Here is a 23,356-nt window from a genome sequence, read left to right on the forward strand (position 1 = left end):
GCAGTTGAATTCGCTAAATCTACATCAAGGGATTTTGCTTTAATTCCCATCATAGTTAGTATACAGCTAGCCAGTCCTGTTGCAACCGTGTCGGTTGGAGAAAATGCTTCACCCAATCCATTATTATCAACTGGGGCATCAGTAGTAAATGAATTGCCAGACTGTAAATGTTCACATGTATTTCGTAAATTACCCTCATAGGTTACTTTTGATGTCATTAATTAATCATTTTTATTTCTTGTAAACGTAAATCTTCGTAACTCATTATATAACAAGCCTGATTAAAATAACCGGAGGCGAAATCTTTTTCGTAAGAAAACTTATTTCCTGTATACTCTGTTTCCCCTACTAACTTAGAAATTTCAAACAAATCATTCTTATAAGCTAATTTCAGTAATAGGTCTAATGTAATATCAAAGCCACGAATTGCATAACGATCTGGTTCGCTACCGAAACGTTTTCGATACGCCTTCTCAAAACTATTACTAGCGGGCTCACGAAAAACTGAAGGATATGTAAAGTGCAAATTGGATAAATGCGTACTCGAAATAACATCGCTATCAAAAGCATTATCTTTTTGCGTAGTGAACATTCTCAGTTTCACTTTTTCTTTATCATTTTCTGGATCCAAAAGTGAATTATTTAAGGAATTTAAAATTGAAGTTACACTAGTAACCAGCTTAAAATTATCACTTTCAACAAAAATCCAATTCTCTTTTTCTTTTGAAAGCAATGATTTTAACATATCAATACTGACACCAATATTCTTTTCCTCTTCTATTACTTTTGCAATTTTCGTTTCCGGAAAGTTTTTAACCAATAAATTGCTGGCGGCAACATGTGTAGAATCTGCAATTACAATAATATTCTGGTCTACATAAACTTCTTTCACATAAGCTATCATTTTTTCTCTTAACAATTGTTCCGCCGTGAGAGAAAAGAAAACATTCTTTAAGCTTACATCTTTATTTGGTCGAATTGGAGTAATTACCGGGACATTTTTATCGGCAGCTCTAACTGCTACTTCACGGACGGATGCAAGGTCAAAAGGTCCGACTATCGCGTTATAATCTGATAGATTTTCTCGCAACAATAATTCTTTAGTTTTTGCAAGATTCAATTGATTATCAACCGTTTTAACATCTACAGAAACACCTAATTTCGCTACAGAATCCAACGCAACCAAAGCCCCTGAATAAAAACCTAAACTATACTTTAATAAGCTAGGTTTATCCAATTGTTTTTGAATTTCCTCTACGTCATTTAAATCGATGCGATTTAAACGAAAAGGCAACATAAACATTACCTTCGGTTTAATTGCAATATTTATACTATCGATAAGATTTAGCTTGTCTAAAACTAATGCATTGCGAACTTCAAAGTCTCCAATTTGATCTTTAGGCAGTTTTAAAATCATACCAGCCTTTAAACCTTTAGATAAATCAGGATTTAATGCTAAAAGTTCTTTATATGTAATCCCCAATTTACGAGTTAAAGAAAATTCGGTTTGCTTAGGTTTTACCTCGTAAAAATTAAAGTTATCTGTATTTACATCACCGGCATCTAACTTTTGTTGCGGTATTCGAATAACCATACCTTCTTTCAAACCGCCTTTTTCTGTAATCTCAGGATTTAATCGAACTACTTCATCTGATTTTACCCCGAATTCCTGCTCTAATCGATAAAAGTTCATTTTAGGTGGAACCGTATATGAAGTGAAAATTTGAGTATCCTGATTTTCGACAGAACTTCCAGGAATTCTTGGCAGTAGTAATTCTTGTCCTTCTCGTAAATAATCAGTTGTTTTAGATAGGTCTGGATTTAGAACTATCATACTATCAATAGTAATACTATGCTTGTGTGCAAGACTCCATCTAGTTTCTTTTGGAGCCACTTTATAAGTTATATAATTTTCAGGATTAAGTTCAGTATCTGGTTTTTTAACCCTCTTATACTTTGGCACTCTTAATACCATATTCTTTTTCAATGCAGAAGAATACAACACTTTATTGTACCGTTTAAGTTCGTCTTCAGAAATTTTATAGCGCTTAGTAATTCCAAAAAGTGTTTCCTTTCTACGTACTTTATGTGATATAAAACCAATGGGTTCTTCATGTTTCTCAGCAACTACTTCTGAATTTATATCACCTACAACAATGGGTTTTGATTGCCCATCTTGCGCGGTTGCAGGAATTACAAGAATGGTATTAGCTCTTAAAGTTTGCCCTTTTTTAATCTCTTTATTGTACGTGAGAATAGTTTGTGTAGAAACTTGATACTGTTTCGCTATACTCTCTAAAGATTCGCCTTTTTTAACTGAATGTGTTGTAAATTTTTGAGCTGTAGCTTTACAAGCTACGAATGCAATTAAAAAAAATACAAGTATGTTTCTTAAAACTTGATTCATATGTTTTACGGTTATTCCCATTCAATAGTTGCAGGGGGTTTTGAACTGATATCGTAAACAACCCTATTTACGCCAGGAACTTTATTTATAATTTCATTTGATGTTTTCTGTAAAAACTCATAAGGTAAATTCACCCAATCAGCAGTCATACCATCTGTACTTTCCACGGCTCTCAAAGCTACACATTTTTCATAAGTGCGTTCATCTCCCATTACCCCTACACTATTTACGGGCAAAAGCATAGCTCCGGCCTGCCAAACATCATCATATAGTCCCCATTCTTTTAACCCATTGATGAAAATATCATCAACTTCTTGTAAAATAGTCACTTTTTCGGGCGTAATATCTCCTAGGATTCTAATCCCTAAACCAGGACCCGGAAAGGGATGTCTTCCCAATAGTTCTTCATATAATCCCATACTAGCCCCTACTCTGCGAACTTCATCTTTAAATAACATTTTCAAGGGCTCAACCACTTTTAATTTCATATAGTCGGGTAATCCACCAACATTATGGTGGCTCTTAATTGTTGCTGAGGGACCACCAGTTGCCGAAACAGATTCTATAACATCGGGGTAGATTGTACCCTGTGCCAGCCATTTCGCATTGTCTACTAAATGTGATTCATCATCAAAAACTTCAATAAAAACACGACCAATAATTTTTCTTTTTGTTTCCGGATCACTTTCTCCAGCCAATTCATCCAAAAAGCGTGCCGAAGCATCAACTCCCTTTACATTGAGGCCCATACCCTCATATTGATTAAGAACACTTTGAAACTCATTTTTACGAAGCAATCCGTTATTTACAAAAATGCAATGCAAATTTTTCCCTATAGCCTTATGTAACAAAACAGCGGCAACTGAAGAATCTACGCCACCTGATAAACCAAGTATTACTTTTTCATCACCTATCTTTTCTTTAAGTTCGGCAACGGCTGTTTCTACAAAAGCATCTGGTGTCCACGTTTGAGCAATTCCAGCAATTTTGACTAAAAAGTTCTCAAGCACTTGTTTACCATCTTTCGAATGATACACTTCGGGGTGAAATTGTATGCCATAAGTTTCTTCATTCTCAAACTTAAAAGCAGCATTTTCAACATCTGTAGTACTTGCAATTAGTTTCGTATTATCCGGTAATTTTTTAATGGTATCTGCATGACTCATCCATACTTGACTACCAGTGCTAACATTTGCTAAAAATGGACTTTCAGCATCTACATGAGAAAGGTTAGCTCTACCATATTCTCTTGTATTCGATTTTTCAACATTACCACCATTAAAATGAGCAAGATATTGAGCACCATAACAAACACCTAATAAAGGTTTTTTACCACGAATTTCCAACAAATCTATATGAGGTGCATCTTCTGCACGCACCGAATACGGTGAACCTGAGAGTATTACCGCATCATATTCGGATAAATCTTTTGGAGGATTGTTATAAGGTTTTATTTCGGAGAAAATATTTAGTTCTCGAACGCGTCTACCAATAAGTTGAGTGTATTGAGAACCAAAATCTAGAATTAGGACTTTGTTTTGCATGGGCAAAAATAGCAAATTGAAAATTTTAAGAAAGCTTATCTAAAATATATTTACAACATAAATATGAAAGAAATAAAATTTGTAAGAAAATACAACAATTATATTGAATTTTCGTTAATTGTATTGTATTTAGATTTCAGTTTTAACTCCATTTAATTGGATAATCAATACTTCCCTCACAAAGTCTTAATTACACTTGAATAAAAATAATTTCTTTTAGCTATTCTTTTAAAACTATAATTTATTCAATATGACTAACACTTATATGTCTGAGGTTAAATCGCTCTTAACTGCTGCTATACGGGAAAGGAATCATCCTTTAAAGTTTTGTGTGCTTGGTACAACAGGTTTAGATAATACTCCTGAATCTCGAATTATTGGGCTTAGAGATGTTTCTGAAGATTATGCTTTTACGCTTTTTACGGATGAACGCTCCAATAAAGTATCACAGATTAAAAAAAACCCACAGGTTAGTTTACTTTTTTATCATCCCGAAGAAAAAATACAAATTAAAGTTAAAGGAACCGCTACAATTGTAAAAGATGAAAATTTTATAAAAGAAAAATGGTTAGAAATCACTTGTAACGGCAGAAAAGATTATACTACGACGGAGGCTCCAGGAACTATTATAAAAAACAATGAGGAAATTACATTTCTAAAGGAAAAAAATTACTTCTGTATTGTTAAAATAGCCTCAGAAACAATTGAATATTTAAAACTTAGAGAATCCAGTCATTTCAAAGTACAATTTTATCATGCTTTTAATGGATGGGTTAGCCAATTTTTAGTTCCCTAAAAATTATTTCATAGAATTAAGAATGGCACTAATATCCTCGGTAGTAGTATCTGGGTTAATAAAACAAAAACGTGCGACGGTTTCTTTCTCATTACCATTATTCCATTTAGTTGGCGTTACTAAAGCAAAACCAGCTTTATGGTTTTTATAGGTCCAATTATTATAATCTTTTGGCTCCCAACCTATTCTTCTAAATAGAACACAAGAAAGGCTAGGTTCACGAACCAATTCTATATACGATTCTTTTGCTATTAGCTTACCTGCAATTTGCGCCAATGCTATACCTTGCTCCACTGCTTTCTTATACTTATCCGTTCCGTGCATAGCAAGTGAAAACCACAATGGCAAACCTCTTACTCTACGCGTTAATTGAATTTGATAATCCGATGGATTGAAACCTACCGCTCCTTCATCTTTAAAAATATCTAAATACGAACCTTCTTGAGCATGAGCTTCTTTGGCTTTTTCTGGGTGTTTATAAATTACCGCCCCACAATCATAAGGCGAAAAAAACCATTTATGAGGGTCTATCGTTATACTATCTGCTTTTTCAATTCCTTTAAAAAGATGGCGTACGGAATCAGCCGCAAGAGCTCCTCCACCATAAGCAGCATCAACATGAAACCACAAATTTTCTTTTTCACATACGGTTGCTATTCCATCTAAATCATCAATAATACCCGCATTGGTAGTTCCACCAGTTCCCACTACTGCAAAAAGACGTTTTCGAATATCATCTGAAAGTGCATCAATTGTATTTTCTAAATCACTTTCTGTCATTCTATTTTCAGAATCAACAAGCAAAATATCAGCATCTATAACTTTTGCCATCGCCTTAATTGATGAATGGGCTCCTACAGACGTAATTATTAAACCCCGAACACCTATATTTTGATCATTTTTACGCCAATTCTCGCGTGCAGCAACCATAGCCGACAAATTAGCAGCTGTACCTCCACTTGTAAAAACACCAAATGCACCTTTCGGTAAATTGGTAAGTGATACGAGCCATTTCATAGCCTCGTTTTCACAAAAAATTCCTCCAGCGCCTTCCATCCAATATGCACCATGTATGCTTGAGGCAGACGTTACCAAATCGAACATTATAGAAGCTCTTGTTGGGGCAGCCGAAACAAAAGCTAAATGACGCGGATGATCAATTGGTACAGTTGCTTTCACCAAAACATCTTTGAATAATTGAAAGGCCTTTTCACCTCCAATACCTTGCGAAGTAACAGTTTCTCCAACCAGTTTTCGAAGTTCTTCCTCCTTTTTTGGTTGCCCTAATTCTAAAGAAGTTGCCGTAATTCTATGGATGGCATACTTCATTACATCTAAGGTCATTTCAACCAAATCAATATCGATATTATGCATTGTAGATTTCATAAATCAAAGGTAAGTTTTTTGCTTTTTAGTGCTTGTATCAGTCCAAATGCAGAACTATTTAACTGTTTACACTATTAATTCTACAACACCTTATTTAGGTTACTAAAATGAAAAACCCCGTTTACAGCTTGTAAACAGGGTTTTTAATCAAAATCAAAAAACCAACCTAAACACATGAACTAAATTAAGTTCAAAAAAAATTCTTTTTCATAGCAATTTATTATAAAACAACTAACTCGTAATTTACCCTACCTTCTTTTTGAGTTTTTTTTAATAAAATAAAAAAAAGCCCATATAATAGGGCTTACACACAATTAAATTAGTTGTGATAGTACAAAATGATATTGTAAAGAATCAATTTTTAGTTAAAATTGAAAATTCTAAGTGTAAGGGTTTTAGCGCCACTAGTAATTGTGGAATTAAGTCTTCACCCCATTCTAAATAAAGCTCAGAAAAATTTAAAGTACGCTCTTGAAGTGAATGATTCGGAAATAATTGATTTTGTAATTCGGTTATTCGAAGCACATGATCTTTTAATTTACGTTTTTGAGCTTGCATTAATCGTTTTTCAAGATTATCCAAGCCTTTTTTTTGCTTAATTTCTTGAGCTTTTACAGCACCTAAAAAGGATTTGTCAGTTTTTTCAGCCAAAGCATACATATCTAAAAATTGATTTTCAAGCAGTTCCTTTTGTGGCGAAAAATCGATATCAATATTGGATATTGCTCGTATCTTTTTATTAATTAAACTATTTTGCTCTAAGAATAAGTCTTTTATCTGGAGATTTAATTTTTCTGTTTTTGTTTTTAATTTCTCAGATACTATTAGTGCGGAGTTTCGAAGCAATAGCACTGGAAAAGGGACATTCATTACCTCGAACATAGATTTTAATTCCAGCCAATAAGCAATCTCCCCTCCTCCTCCAATATAACATAGGTTTGGCAATATCACTTCTTGGTATAAAGGTCTAGCAATTACATTTGGTGAGAAACGTGCCGGAAATTGATCCATTTCATTTAACAATTCTTCTTTACTCCAATTTATTTTAGTATCAACAACACCAAAACCATCTTCCTTAGCAATTATACGCTCTCTAAGTCCCTCCTTCAGGTAAAAGTAATTTATCTCTCTAGGGTTAACTTGCACCTTATAATCGTTTGAAGCGCTTTGTAACAATTCTACACTTTCCGTAACCCTTTTATAAGCCAAATTCTCAATAATGTCTTTTTTAGCATATGGCATTAACAATTTCTTCAGCGCAATATCTTGCCCATCTACAATTACTAATCCATAGGTGCCAAAAAGTTCATTTGCTAAATATCTCGTGGCACTTGTAAGGTTATCATGCTCTAAATAGGCTTTCCTAAATAGATTTTTTAGAAAATCTGCATTCTTCCCTCCACCTAATTCATTCGAAAAAGCTTCAAATAATTCCTGTAATCCTTCATTTTTAATTTCGCCTACAGCACCGCCCTGATTACCTTCAGGATTCCATTGCAGCTTTTTTCCTTTAAAATTAAAATAGTTTATTTCTTCAAAATCATGATCTTCTGTAGCCATCCAATAAATTGGCACAAAATTGTACTGCGGGTATTCCTTTTTAAGCTCAACGGTAAGATTAATAGTGGAAATTATCTTGTATAGAAAATAAAGTGGCCCGGTGAACAAGTTCAATTGATGACCTGTAACTACAGTAAATGTTATCGGTTCTTTTAATTGAATAATATGTTCTCGAGTTTTATTACTTATAGCAGTATCAGCATACTGAGCCATTAAACTATCATATAAAACAGCACGACTACTATCGGAAAAACTACGTTGTTTCTCTTCTATTTGGGCTTCAAAATTCTTTAACGATGGAAAATTGTTATAAAATCCACTTAAAGTCTCTTTTTCTTCGAGATAGTCACAAATTAGTTTAGAAAAAAAACCCGTTTGCTTATAGTTTAAACAGTCAACATCCATAGAAGGCAAAATTCGCTATAAAGTTATACTAATCATTAAAAACAGCTCCTAAAAATACGTTAAATGCCTCAATAGTCCATTTAACGAAAAAACCTTACGAATTAAAGTCTTTAAAAAGAAATGAGCTACAAATTTCTTAGATTGTACCCTGCCTTTTTTACATCAAATGTAATATGAAAATGATAAGAATTTTACTCTCGATAACCTTGTTCACGTGTTTTATTGGCAATACTCAAGAATTAAAATCACCTTCAGAATTCCTAAAATATAAGTTAGGCACCCAGTTTACAAGACACCATCAAGTTGTAGATTATTATCAGTACTTAACTCAAAAAGCACCAGAGAGAATGCAATTGGTTGAATACGGCTCAACAAATGAGGGTCGGCCTTTACTCTTGGTATATTTTTCATCAAAAGAGAATATGAAAAATTTAGAAGCCATTCGAAAAGACCATTTAGAAAGTACTTCGGGGAAAGGAAACTCCGAAATTGCAATCGTATGGTTAAGCTATAATGTACATGGAAATGAAAGTGTAGGCACAGAGGCAGCAATGAAAACCATCTATGATTTACTAACCAAAAAATCTGAATATCTAGAAAATACGGTCATTATAATGGATCCTTGTTTAAATCCGGATGGTCGAGATCGTTATGTAAATTGGTACAATGAGAATAAAAATTTGCTTTTAACTACTGACCCAAATAGCAAAGAACACCATGAGGGTTGGTTAAATGGAAGGGCCAATCATTATATGTTCGACCTAAATCGTGATTGGGCCTGGCTTACACAAAAGGAGAGTCAACTTCGTTTAAAAATGTATAATCGATGGCTGCCACATGTGCATGTTGATTTTCATGAACAAGGAGTGGATAGTCCGTATTATTTTGCTCCTGCTGCTGAGCCATATCACGAAGTAATAACAGATTTTCAAAGAGAATTTCAAAACACCATTGGCAAAAACAATGCGAAGTATTTTGATAATAATGGATGGTATTATTTTACCAAGGAAGTCTACGACCTTTTGTACCCTAGTTATGGAGATACATACCCCATGTACAACGGTAGTATTGGTATGACTTATGAGCAAGGGGGTAGCGGCCGTGCGGGATTAGCAATTAAAACAAACATTGGCGACACATTAACTTTAAATGACCGATTGGAACACCATTATACCACAGGTATTTCCACCGTAGAAATTGCTAGTAAGAATGCAGGAAAGTTGAATAATGAATTTAAAAAATTCTATAGTAACCGTAACTTTAAATACAAAAGCTATGTAATGAACGGAGATGGTGATAGAATTAATGCACTTACAAAACTTTTAGACCAACACGATATTAGTTATGGCAGAACAAATAAAGGCACTTTAAAAGGGTACAAATACGGAACAGGTAAAGTTGGAAATCTACGAATTACCGGAAATAATCTTGTGGTATCTACAGATCAGGCCAAAGGAACTTTAGTAAAGGTTCTTTTTGAGCCTAATGCGAAACTTACAGACTCACTTACGTATGATATAACAGCTTGGTCACTTCCCTACGCTTATGGACTAGATGCTATAGCAACAACTACAGAAGTATCTAGTGAACCATTAATACAGGAAAATCCAGTTGACAACACTAATTTAAATGAAAATGCTTATGCCTATCTCACCGACTGGAATAGCATGAATGATGCCCGCTTTTTAGCAGCCTTACATCAGGCAAATATTCGAGTACGTGTAGCACACAAACCTTACATTTCAGATGGTAAAAAGCATCAGCGCGGTAGTTTGGTAATAACTAGAGCAGATAATAAGAATAATAAAAATTTCATATTTCAGCTTAAAAAAATAGCTGCAGATCACAACGTAATTTTGACTGCCACTAAAACAGGATTTGTAGATAATGGCAAAGACTTTGGTTCTAGATATGTTGAAATGCTAGATAATATTAAGGTTGCTGTGATATCTGGCGGACCTGCCTCGACATTGCGATTTGGAGAAATATGGCATTTCTTTGAGCAACAACTAAATTATCCCATTACAATATTAGATGCAGCATATTTTAAATGGATTAATATAGCTGATTATGATGTTCTTATTTTACCAGATGGACTAGAGTACGATAATTTATTTACAGAAAGCAAATATGCCGAACTAAGGGTTTGGGTTGAAAATGGAGGAAATCTCATTGCAATGGGTGGATCTATAAATACTTTGGTTGATAAAGATGGTTTTGATATTAAGCTTAAAAAAACAGAAAAGGATACTACAGCCAATTTAAGCGCTTTTGGAAGTACACAACGCGAACGGATTTCAGATGAAATTACAGGAGCAATTTTCAAAACAAAAGTAGACAATACACATCCTTTAGCCTACGGTTATGATGACTCTTATTTTACTATGAAATTAGGTAGTACTTCTTATGAATATTTAGATGGAGGATCTGTGGCATATCTCGAAAATGGCCATAACATTCCTGTTTCTGGATTTGCTGGTTTTGAAGCCAAAAACAAAATTGATAAGAGTCTAATTTTCGGAGTAGAAAGTCATGGTGAAGGAAAAGTTATCTATATGATAGACAACCCATTATTTAGAGGTTTCTGGGAAAATGGAAAACTTTTCTTTGCAAATGCCTTATTTATGGTGAAGTAGCATAATGTAAGTCTACTAACTTTCTAATGCTTTCTTACAATACTCAACACATTTAGCAACTTCTTGTACTGAAGTTGAACCTTCTGGAATTTTATATTCTAATTCTACTGTTGCAGGAAACTTGTATTTATTATCACGCATTAATTGCAAAATTTCAACCACTGGAGTATCACCTTTTCCAAAAACCATGTTTTCTTGTCCATTAACCTTATTCTTTCGATCCTTTAAATGCATACTACTAATGCGTTCATTTTTACGCTTAAGTATATCTAAAGTATCTGTATTTCCAGCTGCCACATAATGTCCAATATCAATATTCATCATATTTGATGGTGATTGCTTTAAAGCAGTATCCCACCAAGTTGGTGTTTGTTGGGTATGTCCATGATATGCTATTTTCATGTTATGTTTAGCTGCCATTTGACCTAATTTTAAGGTATGTTCGTCATCCCCTGGTAATTCTACAGTAACATGACTAGCGCCCAAGGCCTTGGCAGCTTTAAAGCCATAATTAATATCTATATCACTACTCTCTTTACCAAAAGCATTTGGTTTAAATGCATATATTTTCACACCTTTATCGGCATACATTTTTTTAAAATCACTGAATTTCTCAAACGGCGCATTGGCTCTCCATTTGGTTAATTGTTTTGCAAAAGATGCAGATTGCGCTTTTAAATCGGCTAACTCTTTCTTTTGATCTTCATTTGGATTTACTACGCGAGACAAGCTTCGCATCGTTCTTCTATCAACCGGATTGGTCGGCATACCAGCAAAAGATTCCGCCGGACCTCCCATTAATTCAATTGCGCTAATACCTGAATCTAATACATACTGCAAAGTGGCTTCAGCACTTTGGTCTTCCATATCGCGAAATGAATATGTAATACATCCAATTTGAACTCCATTTACTTTAGAAAATGGTTTATTATAAGAAGTAATAATAGCTGGAGCCCCAAAAAGTTTTGGTCCTCCTAAAACTACCCCTGTTGCCAAGACAGCCGTTTTAGAAATAAACTTTCTCCTTGATTGAGCGTTTTTAGAATTTTTCATGATTAAGATATTTTCTAAAGTTTGTTGATTAAGATTTAGATTTTAAATGCGGATAGGATTTTAGGAAGTATTAAAATTATTACCATCTAATAATTGCACTACCCCAAGTAAAGCCACTACCAAATGCGGCAAGAACAACCAAATCACCTTCTTTTATTTTTCCTTCCTGCCATGCTTCTGTTAAAGCAATTGGAATAGAAGCTGCCGTTGTATTTCCATAACTCATTATATTATTAAATACTTGATCGTCAGAAAGACCAAATTTTTTCTGAATGAATTGCGAAATACGAAGATTAGCTTGATGTGGAATTAACATATCAATGTCCGTTGGTGGTAGGTTATTTACCTGTAACCCTTCCATGATTACCTCACTGAAACGAACCACCGCATTTTTAAAAACAAATTGTCCGTTCATATGCGGTAAATAAGACTCATCATCTGGATTCGCATCAGCAACTATATCGCTAACCCATCTACCACCCATACCTGGAGCTAATAAAGCGAGTTCTTCTGCATGCTGTCCTTCGGAATGTAAATGCGTAGAAAGTATACCTTTAGTAGCATCTTCTTCTCTACTTAAAACTGCAGCACCAGCACCATCCCCAAATATTACGGATACTCCCCGACCACGGGTCGTCATATCTAAACCTTTAGAATGGATTTCAGACCCTATAACTAGTATGTTTTTATACATACCAGTTTTTATATATTGGTCCGCAATTGAAATACCATAAACAAAGCCAGAACACTGATTTCGAACGTCAAGTGCACCTACAGTTTTTATTCCTAAATCGCGTTGTACTAATACGCCTGGACCAGGAAAATAATAGTCGGGACTTAATGTTGCAAAGACAATAAAATCGATATCATCTTTATCAATTCCTGCATTTTCGATAGCAATTTTTGCTGCCTTAACTCCCATACTAGTAGTAGTGTCCGATGGGTCTGAAACATGCCGACGTTCTTTTATACCTGTGCGTTCTTGGATCCATTCGTCATTAGTATCCATAATTTTTGATAGATCATCATTGGTCACAACATTATCCGGCACATAGTGCCCGAGGCCAGTTATTTTAGAATTGTACATGAGTTTTACTTTAGTGTTTTGGTTGAATAACTACATTAGAGTATCAAGGTTTTTAATATGTAGTTTAATCAAAACTATTATTCTAAGATAAAGAAACAAAATTAAAATTCAGAAATAGTTGAATAGTATCTAGTTTAAATACTTTTTATAATCATTGATTTTTACCTTAGCTTTTAAATCATGTAGTAAATTAAAAAGCCCAAAGAATGTTCGATTCATATATAAGAAGTGTTTTGAACCTCTATTACCATTCATTTTTCTTATTTCGGTATCTTCAGTAAATCGCTCAGAAAGGGCAGCTATTCTATTCCAGAAATCGTCAGCTCCAAAATCAAACTCCTTTTCATTTAAAGGAGCAGTAAAAATGGTTAACATCTCTTTAAAAATAGTTTTAAAAAATATAATTTCTTTTGCAGTATCTGTGGGAGTTAAAATTTCCAATTCATAAAGTTTTTCTGTAAAACTTATGTCATTGTTTAAAACTTGTTTTTTAGCTAATTCAAAATAAGGGTTGTAAAATTCATCTGGCACCGATTTCATACAACCAAAGTCTATTGCAATGAGATTATTTTGATTGCTAACTAAAAAATTTCCGGGGTGAGGATCTGCATGTACTTTACGTAAAAAATGAATTTGAAACATATAAAAGTCCCATAGTGTCTGACCCAACTTATCCCCCAATTCTTGGGAAAAATTTGTTTTTGCAAATTCACTAAGGTGCAAACCATTCATCCAATCCATAGTAAGAATACGTTCACTAGAAAGTTCTTCGTAATACTCAGGAAATTCTAGTCCATGTATTGCCGAACAAGAAGTTGTAATTTCTTTACTCTGTTTTAATTCTAATAAATAATCGGTCTCTTCCAATAATTTATTTTCAACTTCCTTAAAATATTTATCAGAGTCTTTACCTTTAATATTAAACATTTTTAGGGCAATTGGCTTAACTAAGGCTAAATCACTACTTATACTGTCAGCTACACCGGGGTATTGAATTTTAACGGCTAAGGTTTTACCTGCTTTCGTAGCTTTATGTACTTGTCCAATACTAGCCGCGTTAATAGAATTCTTTTCAAAAGAATCATAGATTTCTTCAGGGTATTTACCCAAATATTTTTTAAATGTTTTACGAACTAAAGGCGCTGATAATGGTGGAACAGAAAACTGCGATAGGGAAAACTTATCTACATATGCACTGGGAAGCATGTTCTTTTCCATGCTTAACATCTGTGCTACTTTTAAAGCACTTCCTTTTAATGTCTTTAATCCGTCATAAATATCCTCGGCATTGTCTTCATTTAATTCATCCTTTGTAAACTCTGGATTAACCAATTTCTTACCATAATACTTTACATAATTACCACTAATTTTAACGCCAGTCTTAACCAACTTACTTGCGCGTTCTATCTTTCCGGTAGGAATTTTGTCTAGTGTCTTCATTACTTAAATAAATGTTTTTATGCCATTTTTTCTTTAAACAGGAATTTTCCAAAATCGATAATATTGTCTAATGGGGTATTATCAAAAACATCAAATATTGTATTTATTGATTTTTCAATAGCAACATCTGTCTTTTCAAAACCTAAAGAATCATCGTCCATCCAGAATTTTAAAATGAATAGTAATTGCAACCAAGCTCCTTCTGAAAATAATTTTGGATTATGTTGTGTGATTTTTGAAGTTTTATGCTCATTATTATTTTCTATGAGTGCTGTAGCAAATTCCTTTATATTTTTCCTTAAACCCTTTAATTGCTCCATATTCTTTAAAAGATTTTTATCATACTTCAATGAAAACAGAACATAACTTCTATTTAAGGTCAGTAACTCGAAAAAAGAAAAGAAAAATGTTAGCATTTTGTCTTTATTAGAAAAAGACTGATAATCCTTATTTTTCGTTATTAAGGCTATTGTTTTAGAGTAAAACGTATTCCATACTGACTTCTGTAGGCCCTCAATAGATGAAAAAAACTTATAAAATATAACCTCCTCTATTTGATGCACCTTACAAAATTTATATACTGATTTAGGCACTACTTCGTGTTCCAGTACATACGCCATATAAAATGAAATAATATGGTCACTAGTTATTTTTTTGGACTTTGCTACCATCTTTATTTTTTTTAAAAATTAATAAGCTCAATAGGATTTGAATATACCTAAATAAGGTGCTAAAAATTATAAAAACGCGTTCCCAAGCGAGAACACGTTTTTATGTAACCAACCAAACTTTCTTGTATAATTTTTTTTTAATAACAATTTCAAACTCTAATCACTTTTCAAATATACTATTTGTCTAACAATAAAACAAATAAATTAGACAAAAATTATGCAAATAAGATTTTATTACAAAAGAAATATTGGGTGTCAGTTTGTCACTTTTTCATTTTTGGTATTTTTTTTGTTTTGTAATGTGCAATAGTAGAATTAATTTTGAAGTTGCTTTTTTGGCTTCACTATAAACAAAAAGTTAAACAAAATTTCTTCATTGGAAGAAATGACGGTAAAATTTACATATTATGGCTAAAGGTAAAATCAATGTTTCAGTAGAAAACATTTTTCCTCTTATTAAAAAATTTCTATACAGTGATCACGAAATATTTCTTCGTGAATTGATTTCCAACGCAACGGATGCAACTCTTAAACTAAAACATTTAGCAGCTATTGGTGAAGCTAAAGGTGTTGAATATGGCAATCCGCAAATAGAAATTAAAGTAGACAAGGAGAATAATAAAATTCATGTTATCGACCAAGGGATTGGAATGACTGAAGATGAAGTGAAAAAGTATATAAACGAACTTGCTTTTTCTGGTGCTGAAGAATTTTTAAATAAATATGATGACACTGCGAAAGATGCAGGTATTATTGGTCATTTTGGTTTAGGTTTCTACTCTGCTTTTATGGTGGCAGATAAAGTAGAAATTATCACAAAAAGTTTTAAAGATGAACCTGCAGTTCATTGGTCTTGCGATGGTTCACCAAACTTTACAATTAAAAAATCAAAAAAAGAAGATAGAGGCACCGAAATCATTTTATCTATTGCAGACGATTCCAAAGAATTTTTAGAAGATTCAAAAATAACAGGCTTACTACAGAAGTATAATAAATTTATGCCGATTCCGATTAAATTCGGAATGCGCACCGAAACACTTCCTAAGCCAGAAGATGCAAAAGAAGATGACCCAGCACCAACTCAAGAAGTTGAAAATATCATCAACAATCCAAATCCAGCTTGGACAAAACAACCAAAAGATTTAGAGGAAGCTGATTACAAGTCTTTTTATAGAGAGTTGTATCCAATGCAATTCGAGGAGCCTTTATTCAATATTCACCTTAATGTGGATTATCCGTTTAATTTGACTGGGATTTTATACTTCCCAAAAATGACGAACGATATGAATCCTCAAAAAGATAGAATTCAACTCTATCAAAATCAGGTATTCGTAACAGATAATGTAGAAGGTATAGTTCCTGAATTTTTAACCATGTTACGTGGTGTAATCGATTCTCCAGATATTCCTTTAAACGTATCTCGTTCGTACTTACAAGCTGATGGTGCGGTAAAAAAGATATCTTCATATATCACCAGAAAGGTTGGTGACAAGCTCAATTCACTTTTCAAAAATAATAGAGAGGAATTTGAAGCAAAATGGAATGACATTAAAATTGTTATTGAATATGGTATGCTTTCTGAGGACAAATTTTTTGAGAAAGCAGAGAAATTTGCCCTTTATCCAACAGTGGATGGTAAATTCTTCACTTTTGAAGAATTAAAGGAAAAGATAGCCCCTACGCAAACTGATAAAGACGACAAACTAGTAGTTCTTTATGCTTCAGACAAAGTAGCACAGCACAGTTACATTGAAGCTGCTAAAGCAAAAGGCTACGAGGTTCTTTTATTAGATTCTCCTATTATTAGTCACTTAATGCAAAAGTTAGAAACTTCTAATGAAAAGATTTCTTTTGCTCGTGTAGATGCTGATCATTTAGATAACCTTATAAAAAAGGAAGAAACTCAAATTTCTAAATTATCTGATGAAGAAAAAGAATCACTTAAAACGACTTTAGAAGAAACAATTTCTAATAAAAGTTACACGGTTCAATTGGAAGCAATGGATAGTGATGCATCGCCATTTATTATTACGGAACCAGAGTTTATGCGTAGAATGAAAGAGATGCAACAAACCGGTGGTGGCGGTATGTTTGGCATGGGTAACATGCCAGAAATGTACAATTTAATTGTAAACACGAATAGCGAACTAGTTGGTGAAATTCTAAATACTAAAACAGCTAAAAAGAAAGAGCGATTAATTAATCAATCTTTAGATTTAGCTAGACTTTCAAAAGGTTTATTGAAAGGTGAAGAGTTAACAGAATTCATCAAACGCAGTTACGAAATGGTGAAATAAGCCTAAATATTCCTGAAAATGGAAATTATGTAAAACCGCTTTGTTTTGAATAACAAGGCGGTTTTTTTGTTTTTTATGCAAAAACTACTGGTTTTCAGGTATTGTATAAGGTGTAAGGCGTAATTATATTTGTTATTCTCCTTTTTAGGAGACACTCCATTAACTATAGCTATAGTAGCCGTCTAGAGATTTTCTTTGGACGGTTTTTTTCTTTTTAGCCCAGGTTTAATTAACGGCAAATAAAAAAAGTGAAATCTTAAATAAAATTTCACCTTCTTAGTTTGAATAGCATAGGTTACCAATAAATTGGCCCGGTACCTAAATACTTTTCGGCAATTGGCTTATAATAATCAAGTACCTCGTCTAAATCATACAATTTTGGACTTTTTGTATATAAATCGTACTTATTAAAATCTCTAATTATTTCTAAGTATTCAGCATCTTTTTCATTTAACAATTCGGTATAACTACCACCAGTATGCCAAGGATAAAAAGAATGATAACGAATCATTACCATAGCTTCTTCGGGTAATTTATTTTCTTTGTGATTATTTAAAACTTGATACAAATATTCATCATGTCCCCAAGCTAGATCTACGTTATCAATACCGCATCCCTTTTCATAAATACCTAAAGTAGTATTGTACTCCGGGTTCGCCATATCTTCATTAAGTGCATTAAATTCTGGATAAACACAAGAATCTGGCAACTTACAGCCAACGATAAAAACATCACCTACTAAGCCCCATTGCTCAGCCTGACTTGTACCATCTTCATCTGAGCCCCACATATACATTATTTTACCTAAATCGTGTATAAGTCCTGTTAATTGCATCCAATCTGGTCTATTATCAGCTCGTAATCCTTCTGCACTCTGAATTAAATGTTGAATGTTTGGTAAATCTAAGTCCGGATCACTTACATCAATTAATTTATTCAGATGGCGCATTGCTTCCCATAAATCCATAGGTTTGTCAAACTTCAAATACTTTTTATGCATATTTTGCACATATTCTAAGGTTTGATTTGTACGCATTTTACGATAATGCTCTTTTACAGCAACCGAAACATCTGGAGCTTCATAATTTCTAAATGCTTTTTCTTCTTCCATAGCTATATTTAATGATCAGTTTTTTAAAAAATATTGTTAATATGTCAATTATTAGGGCCTTAATTTAATAAAATTAGAATTCAATTCTAAACGTTTCCTAATACAAGGTATAATATAACGGTAAACACAACTAAGAATAGACTAAACGGCTTGGTGAACTTCCAAGGTTTCAAATCTAACACACCTGCATCTTTCATCTCAAATTTACTATCCGTAGGCACTAAAATTGAAACTAAATGCATAAGTGCAATGTTTAATACAAATTCAATTCCCCAAATATGTACAAAATGTAGATTTACTTCAATTAAATAATACATTACAACGTAGAAAAACAGTCCAAATACTAAGCCTGCTTTTGCACCAATAGCATTTACCTTTGGAAAGAGAAATCCAGCAATCACCACACTGGCAATTGGTATGAAAAAAATACCATTTAATTGTTGCAAAAGCTGGTAAAGTCCATCTGGTGCATTTGCAACAAAAGGCGCAATACTAATAGCGAAGATTGCTAAAAGTGCAGAGGTCCATTTACCAATTTTAACCAATTTATTTTCAGTGGCATCTTTGGAAATATAGCGTTTAAATATTCCTAAGCTAAAAACCGTAGCAGCACTATTTAAAGCACTATTAAAAGTACTAAGAATTGCGCCCATCATCACAGCAACGAAAAATCCGGTTAGCCAAAGGGGTAGCACTTTTTTAACTAATAAAGGATAAACACTATCTGGGTTATCATAAAGACTTTCACCGAAATAATAGAATCCGATTAACCCCGGTAATACAATAATTAACGGGACCAAAATTTTTAGTAATCCTGTAAATAATAGTCCTTTTTGGGCTTCTTCTAAGCTCACTGCACCTAAAACTCGTTGAATTATAGATTGGTGCATGGTCCAAAAATATAGTTGATTAACCATTAACCCTGTAAACAAAACCTCAAAAGGTAGAATAGCTGAACGTGCGCCTTCCCCTACTCCAGATTCATCGCTTACCACATTAAATTTATCGGGACTATTATCGAAAACCATTCCCATTCCAGTAAAAAGATTACCATCACCAATACCTAAAAGCGCAAGAATTGGCACTAATAATCCCGCTACAAGTAAACCAAAACCATTAATAGTATCGGTATAAGCTACCATTTTCAATCCGCCGAAAATGGCATAAACTGCTCCAATGGTTCCAACAATTAGAATGGTAACAAGAATACCTTGATCTTGAGAAACATTAAGCAAATTAGAAATTTCAAAAATAGCCTCAATATTCAATGCACCTGTATACAATACTATTGGCAATAATGTAGCTACGAATGAAATTATTAATAGTAGGGCAACAAATGTTCTTGTAAGTCCGTCGAATCGTTTTTCTAGAAATTCTGGAATAGTAGTTAATCCCATTTTAAGGTATTTCGGAGCAAAATAAAGTGCACCAATTACTAATGCTAAAGCCGAAGTAACTTCCCAAGCAACGATAATAGCTCCATTTCGATAAGAAGAGCCGTTCATACCCACCAAATGTTCTGTTGAAATATTTGTAAGTAAAAGCGATCCGGCAATAACAATTCCTGTTAACGAACGTCCTCCTAAAAAATACCCATCCCGAGTATCTAATCTATCCTTGCGTAATTTATAAGTTGCATAAAACGCAACAAAACCTGTAAATAATATAAAAGTTAATAAAGCCATAAGGCTAAAAATAGGAATAATCCATGAATATGACAATTAGCCGAATACCTGCAATTATGTATTAAAAAATACTGGAAATCAGGTATTTCATCCATTTGCATCAAATTGTACTTTGGTCATTGAATACTAACAATAACCGATATGAACCATTTTAACATTTTAATCAGCATTTTTTTAGGGGTAATTTTTGTTTCTAATGCCCAGACATATAATACCAATAATAAATTGCTAGCTGGAGGAATCCATCCCGAAGTAATTGCAAAAGAAGTTGGACCCAACACCGTAGTTTATAGTTACCCTCAAAAAACACATCAAAATGAAGGGCAAAACCATGAAAATAATGGAAGTCTAAATTCAAATGACAAGACTGAATTTTTCGAATATCCCGATATGAAGACAAAACAGGGAGCAATACTACCGTTTGAATTCATATTTGATGGTTCAATAAAATCACAAGCAGGAATAAAAGCCCAAGAATTTTATTTTAGTACACTTATGAAATCTCCTGAACTAAATAAAATTAGCTATCAAGATCTTGAAACCACTCGTGAGCGATTAAATAGAGCTGGCATTTTTGATGCTCAAGATTTAAACTATTTTGATCTGCCATTAATTGCAAAAATAATTGGAGCTGGTATATTAATTACAGCAAAAATATCTATAAACACGACCAATACAGATGTTCCTAACCAAAGCCCAAATACAGAGATAGCGCAATTCCAGACCGAAACCAATTTTAGCATCTACAATAAAAATGGAAAGGAAATTTTTTCTAAAAAAGAGGCTCCTTTTACACCAGGGCCTAAAGATAGTTATCAAATAACGTTAGACTATTTAATGAAACAAACACCATATTACCACAAGTTGTAATTATCATAATTGAATACTCAAAAAACACAGGATTTCAGGTATTTCAAATTGTTAGAGAAGAATATAGTTTTGTAAATGAACAAAATGATCAATAAAATGAAACTTTCAATAGTAACACTCGTATATTTTTTAGGCATAGTATTTCAGGCTAATGGTCAAAACGCTTCAGATCAAATTTATTTAGGTAACGGCGAAATAGTTGAGGCAACAGTAAAAAAGGTTGAACCGAATACGATAACTTTTAGTTATTTAGGTGAAAATTTAGAAAACATTGTTGAGAAAACTGAAGTATTAAAAATTGTTTTTAAAAGTGGTCGTGAACAAGCATTTAATACTAGTATTTCATCTAAAGGAGTAGTTAGTGCAGATTTCGAATACCCACCTATGAAATCTAACGAAGGAGCTATTTTACCATTTGAGTTTGTTTTTGATGGTGCAGTGGCTCCTGAAGAAGGATTTGAAGCACAAGAATTTTATTATAATAACTTAATGCGCAAGCCAGAACGTAATACAATTGCATACCAAGACCCCGAAGTTACCCGTAAAAGATTACGCAATGCGGGTATTACGGAAGCCAACCATATGCGAGATTATGAAATGGAGGAAATCGCAAAAATAGTTGGAGCTGGAATTATGGTTACAGGAAAAATTACTGTGGATTACCGAAGTACTACATCTTCTTCATCGGGTTCAACAACAACTAAAGTAGATGCCAAGAAAAAAAGAGTGAAATCTTATTCTAGCGATTACAGTACCTCTATGGATGAATTTAATACAAAAGTTTTATTTAGAATTTACGATAAGGGAGGTAATAAAATAGTTGATGTAAAAAGAGTTCCTTTTTTAGCCACTACACGTGATAATTATGTAACCGCACTAAACTACCTAATGAAACGCACACCTTATTACCAAAAATAAGGTTAAGCCAATCGCTTGTTAAAGTGATTTTTCAATATTAATATTTGAATACTTACGAAAAAAGTGAATCCCATAATCGCATAAATACCTACAGAAGAGATTTCCATATTGATAAGGTTTAGTGTATTACTATTTTGCAAAGGGTTAAAGGTAAAAGTAGAAAGCCATGTAGAATTTGCTGGGTTGTTTTTCGCTAAAGTGAAATACGCAATAACTCCACTGATAGAAATACCTAAAAGCCACCATATTCTTTTTGAAATTATTGGTTGATAAGTGGTGATTTTTGAATCTGACAGTCCTTCGACTCTTGACATTACCTTTGTAGTAAAATCAATTGCAGGAGATTCTAGTGAAAAATCTTGCATTAATTTTTCCGTAAATTCCTCTAATTTTTTATCTGCTTTTTGGTCCATAATTTTCTAAAATTGTGGGTTCTAAAGTTGTCATTAAAATTGTTGCTAATCGTTTTCTTGCTCTGTACATTTTCACTTTTACATTATTAGTACTTAGACCCATTACTTTTGAAATTTCTGATAATGATAATTCTTCAAAATAAAAAAGAGTAATCAATACACCATAATCATCTGGCATTTGCTGAATACAATTTTTAACAGCCAACTCACGGTCGTTTCGATCCATAATATCAAAGGCATCTTCTAATGTTCCAATTTGATTTTCTGCAAACTGATTTAATTCAATTGTATTCTTATGTTTATTATTCAATTTAATTCTATCTAAGCAAGCATTATATGCTATTCGATAAACCCATGTAGAAAATTTTGAATCTCCCTTAAATTTATTAAGGTGCTTGTATATTTTCACAAAAGTGTCTTGTGATATTTCTTCTGCTTCTTCCCTATTCTTAAGCACTTGCATTGTTAATGAAAATACCATATTACGATATCTGTTTACCAATACTGCAAAAGCTTTAGTATCACCTTTTAGTATTTTATCAACATAAAATTGGTCGGTTTGAATTGACATATGTGCATTTGACGATTTAAAAAGCAACTTGGTTACAGGTATATTGAAAAAATATTTTAACGAAGGTGTAACCAAGTTTTCTTTTTTGTCGTCATAAGCAATAAACGATTTAAAATTAATCAATTAAATTCATCATTATGGCAGGAGCAGTATTTATGCTAGGCAGTATAGCATTAGCAGTATTCGGAATTTCATATTTATTTTTCACAACACGAAACAAAGAGCGTTTAGCACTTATTGAAAAAGGAGCTGACGCAAGTATTTTTATGAAAGGGAAAAATAATGATACTCCTATGTGGAAAGTCATCTTATTAAATCTTTCTGTTTTATTAATCTCAATTGGCATTGGAATTTTTATTGGAGCGATATTAAGCGAAATGCGTGTTGATCCTGATGTTGCCTATCCAGGTACAATTTTTATATTGGCAGGAATCGGATTATTAGTCGGTTTTTATCTAACAAAAAAAATAGAAAAGCAGGAATAAGTTTGTAGTATTAAAAATGCG

The 23,356-nt window shown here is 33.1% G+C and carries 18 protein-coding genes and 1 pseudogene; 6 read left to right on the forward strand and 13 right to left on the reverse strand.

The annotated features are described in order from the left end of the window. From ABJF52_RS04180 to guaA, 3 genes and pseudogenes are all read right to left on the reverse strand, one after another. Positions 1–218: pseudogene (locus tag ABJF52_RS04180) on the reverse strand (OsmC family peroxiredoxin); the annotation flags it as partial. Then, on the reverse strand, positions 218–2,407 hold the full coding sequence (locus ABJF52_RS04185) for a LysM peptidoglycan-binding domain-containing protein (protein WP_348146726.1): 2,190 nt from the start codon (positions 2,405–2,407) through the stop codon (positions 218–220). The gene ABJF52_RS04185 and the pseudogene ABJF52_RS04180, both read right to left, overlap by 1 nt. An 11-nt stretch (positions 2,408–2,418) precedes the next feature. Then, the gene (gene guaA, locus ABJF52_RS04190) at positions 2,419–3,951 is read right to left on the reverse strand and encodes a glutamine-hydrolyzing GMP synthase (protein WP_348146729.1); all 1,533 of its coding nucleotides are present in this window, start codon (positions 3,949–3,951) and stop codon (positions 2,419–2,421) included. 250 nt (positions 3,952–4,201) lie between these two features. Between guaA and ABJF52_RS04195 the strand changes: the two genes are divergently transcribed. Beyond that, positions 4,202–4,747, forward strand: coding sequence for a pyridoxamine 5'-phosphate oxidase family protein (locus ABJF52_RS04195; RefSeq protein ID WP_348146731.1), 546 nt, complete (start codon positions 4,202–4,204; stop codon positions 4,745–4,747). Positions 4,748–4,750: 3 nt separating this feature from the next. Here ABJF52_RS04195 and ABJF52_RS04200 read toward each other — a convergent pair whose 3' ends face one another. Next, positions 4,751–6,121 carry an aminotransferase class V-fold PLP-dependent enzyme gene (locus ABJF52_RS04200; RefSeq protein WP_348146834.1) on the reverse strand — a complete coding sequence of 457 codons (1,371 nt, stop codon included), beginning with the start codon at positions 6,119–6,121 and terminating at the stop codon, positions 4,751–4,753. 366 nt (positions 6,122–6,487) lie between these two features. Continuing rightward, the gene (bshC, locus tag ABJF52_RS04205; protein WP_348146734.1) at positions 6,488–8,098 is read right to left on the reverse strand and encodes a bacillithiol biosynthesis cysteine-adding enzyme BshC; all 1,611 of its coding nucleotides are present in this window, start codon (positions 8,096–8,098) and stop codon (positions 6,488–6,490) included. 173 nt (positions 8,099–8,271) lie between these two features. Between bshC and ABJF52_RS04210 the strand changes: the two genes are divergently transcribed. Continuing rightward, complete coding sequence (locus tag ABJF52_RS04210; RefSeq protein WP_348146737.1) at positions 8,272–10,734, forward strand: M14 metallopeptidase family protein; 2,463 nt, start codon at positions 8,272–8,274, stop codon at positions 10,732–10,734. 15 nt (positions 10,735–10,749) lie between these two features. On the opposite strand, the gene ABJF52_RS04215 is transcribed toward ABJF52_RS04210, so the two are convergent. From ABJF52_RS04215 to ABJF52_RS04230, 4 genes are all read right to left on the reverse strand, one after another. Next, positions 10,750–11,787, reverse strand: a complete 1,038-nt coding sequence (locus ABJF52_RS04215; protein ID WP_348146740.1) for a sugar phosphate isomerase/epimerase — start codon at positions 11,785–11,787, stop codon at positions 10,750–10,752. Between the two features lie 79 nt (positions 11,788–11,866). After that, positions 11,867–12,874: a beta-ketoacyl-ACP synthase III gene (locus ABJF52_RS04220; protein ID WP_348146743.1), complete on the reverse strand. Its 1,008-nt coding sequence runs from the start codon at positions 12,872–12,874 to the stop codon at positions 11,867–11,869. Between the two features lie 129 nt (positions 12,875–13,003). Beyond that, a complete protein-coding gene (locus ABJF52_RS04225; protein ID WP_348146746.1) occupies positions 13,004–14,314 on the reverse strand; it encodes an AarF/UbiB family protein in 1,311 nt (436 codons plus the stop codon). A gap of 17 nt (positions 14,315–14,331) precedes the next feature. After that, positions 14,332–14,985 carry a TetR family transcriptional regulator C-terminal domain-containing protein gene (locus ABJF52_RS04230; protein WP_348146748.1) on the reverse strand — a complete coding sequence of 218 codons (654 nt, stop codon included), beginning with the start codon at positions 14,983–14,985 and terminating at the stop codon, positions 14,332–14,334. Between the two features lie 407 nt (positions 14,986–15,392). Between ABJF52_RS04230 and htpG the strand changes: the two genes are divergently transcribed. Continuing rightward, complete coding sequence (gene htpG, locus ABJF52_RS04235; RefSeq protein WP_348146750.1) at positions 15,393–17,282, forward strand: molecular chaperone HtpG; 1,890 nt, start codon at positions 15,393–15,395, stop codon at positions 17,280–17,282. Between the two features lie 295 nt (positions 17,283–17,577). Here htpG and ABJF52_RS04240 read toward each other — a convergent pair whose 3' ends face one another. Both ABJF52_RS04240 and ABJF52_RS04245 read right to left on the reverse strand, forming a co-directional pair. After that, complete coding sequence (locus tag ABJF52_RS04240; RefSeq protein WP_348146753.1) at positions 17,578–18,393, reverse strand: inositol oxygenase family protein; 816 nt, start codon at positions 18,391–18,393, stop codon at positions 17,578–17,580. A gap of 86 nt (positions 18,394–18,479) precedes the next feature. Continuing rightward, complete coding sequence (locus ABJF52_RS04245) at positions 18,480–20,078, reverse strand: solute:sodium symporter family transporter (protein WP_348146756.1); 1,599 nt, start codon at positions 20,076–20,078, stop codon at positions 18,480–18,482. Positions 20,079–20,219: 141 nt separating this feature from the next. On the opposite strand from ABJF52_RS04245, the gene ABJF52_RS04250 reads away from it, so the two are divergent. Together ABJF52_RS04250 and ABJF52_RS04255 are read left to right on the forward strand one after the other, a co-directional pair. Further along, a complete protein-coding gene (locus tag ABJF52_RS04250; protein WP_348146759.1) occupies positions 20,220–20,948 on the forward strand; it encodes a hypothetical protein in 729 nt (242 codons plus the stop codon). A 96-nt stretch (positions 20,949–21,044) separates the two neighbouring features. Then, positions 21,045–21,866, forward strand: coding sequence for a hypothetical protein (locus tag ABJF52_RS04255; RefSeq protein ID WP_348146761.1), 822 nt, complete (start codon positions 21,045–21,047; stop codon positions 21,864–21,866). A 2-nt stretch (positions 21,867–21,868) separates the two neighbouring features. Here the strand turns inward: ABJF52_RS04255 and ABJF52_RS04260 are convergent, their stop codons facing one another. Further along, positions 21,869–22,279 carry a hypothetical protein gene (locus tag ABJF52_RS04260; protein ID WP_348146764.1) on the reverse strand — a complete coding sequence of 137 codons (411 nt, stop codon included), beginning with the start codon at positions 22,277–22,279 and terminating at the stop codon, positions 21,869–21,871. Beyond that, on the reverse strand, positions 22,260–22,850 hold the full coding sequence (locus ABJF52_RS04265) for a sigma-70 family RNA polymerase sigma factor (RefSeq protein WP_348146767.1): 591 nt from the start codon (positions 22,848–22,850) through the stop codon (positions 22,260–22,262). Before ABJF52_RS04265 ends, ABJF52_RS04260 begins: the two co-directional genes overlap by 20 nt. A 137-nt stretch (positions 22,851–22,987) precedes the next feature. Here ABJF52_RS04265 and ABJF52_RS04270 point away from each other — a divergent pair, with 137 nt between their 5' ends. Further along, positions 22,988–23,335 carry a DUF6249 domain-containing protein gene (locus ABJF52_RS04270; protein ID WP_348146770.1) on the forward strand — a complete coding sequence of 116 codons (348 nt, stop codon included), beginning with the start codon at positions 22,988–22,990 and terminating at the stop codon, positions 23,333–23,335. Positions 23,336–23,356 lie beyond the last annotated feature (21 nt).

The sequence above is a fragment of the Aurantibacter sp. genome, assembly GCF_039941195.1.
Taxonomy (GTDB): domain Bacteria; phylum Bacteroidota; class Bacteroidia; order Flavobacteriales; family Flavobacteriaceae; genus Aurantibacter_A.

Coding starts and splice junctions, on each gene's coding strand:
- ABJF52_RS04185 (WP_348146726.1), bottom strand. CDS start 2,407: ATGAATCAAGTTTTAAGAAACATACTTGTATTTTTTTTAATTGCATTC.
- guaA (WP_348146729.1), bottom strand. CDS start 3,951: ATGCAAAACAAAGTCCTAATTCTAGATTTTGGTTCTCAATACACTCAA.
- ABJF52_RS04195 (WP_348146731.1), top strand. CDS start 4,202: ATGACTAACACTTATATGTCTGAGGTTAAATCGCTCTTAACTGCTGCT.
- ABJF52_RS04200 (WP_348146834.1), bottom strand. CDS start 6,121: ATGCATAATATCGATATTGATTTGGTTGAAATGACCTTAGATGTAATG.
- bshC (WP_348146734.1), bottom strand. CDS start 8,098: ATGGATGTTGACTGTTTAAACTATAAGCAAACGGGTTTTTTTTCTAAA.
- ABJF52_RS04210 (WP_348146737.1), top strand. CDS start 8,272: ATGAAAATGATAAGAATTTTACTCTCGATAACCTTGTTCACGTGTTTT.
- ABJF52_RS04215 (WP_348146740.1), bottom strand. CDS start 11,787: ATGAAAAATTCTAAAAACGCTCAATCAAGGAGAAAGTTTATTTCTAAA.
- ABJF52_RS04220 (WP_348146743.1), bottom strand. CDS start 12,874: ATGTACAATTCTAAAATAACTGGCCTCGGGCACTATGTGCCGGATAAT.
- ABJF52_RS04225 (WP_348146746.1), bottom strand. CDS start 14,314: ATGAAGACACTAGACAAAATTCCTACCGGAAAGATAGAACGCGCAAGT.
- ABJF52_RS04230 (WP_348146748.1), bottom strand. CDS start 14,985: ATGGTAGCAAAGTCCAAAAAAATAACTAGTGACCATATTATTTCATTT.
- htpG (WP_348146750.1), top strand. CDS start 15,393: ATGGCTAAAGGTAAAATCAATGTTTCAGTAGAAAACATTTTTCCTCTT.
- ABJF52_RS04240 (WP_348146753.1), bottom strand. CDS start 18,393: ATGGAAGAAGAAAAAGCATTTAGAAATTATGAAGCTCCAGATGTTTCG.
- ABJF52_RS04245 (WP_348146756.1), bottom strand. CDS start 20,078: ATGGCTTTATTAACTTTTATATTATTTACAGGTTTTGTTGCGTTTTAT.
- ABJF52_RS04250 (WP_348146759.1), top strand. CDS start 20,220: ATGAACCATTTTAACATTTTAATCAGCATTTTTTTAGGGGTAATTTTT.
- ABJF52_RS04255 (WP_348146761.1), top strand. CDS start 21,045: ATGAAACTTTCAATAGTAACACTCGTATATTTTTTAGGCATAGTATTT.
- ABJF52_RS04260 (WP_348146764.1), bottom strand. CDS start 22,279: ATGGACCAAAAAGCAGATAAAAAATTAGAGGAATTTACGGAAAAATTA.
- ABJF52_RS04265 (WP_348146767.1), bottom strand. CDS start 22,850: ATGTCAATTCAAACCGACCAATTTTATGTTGATAAAATACTAAAAGGT.
- ABJF52_RS04270 (WP_348146770.1), top strand. CDS start 22,988: ATGGCAGGAGCAGTATTTATGCTAGGCAGTATAGCATTAGCAGTATTC.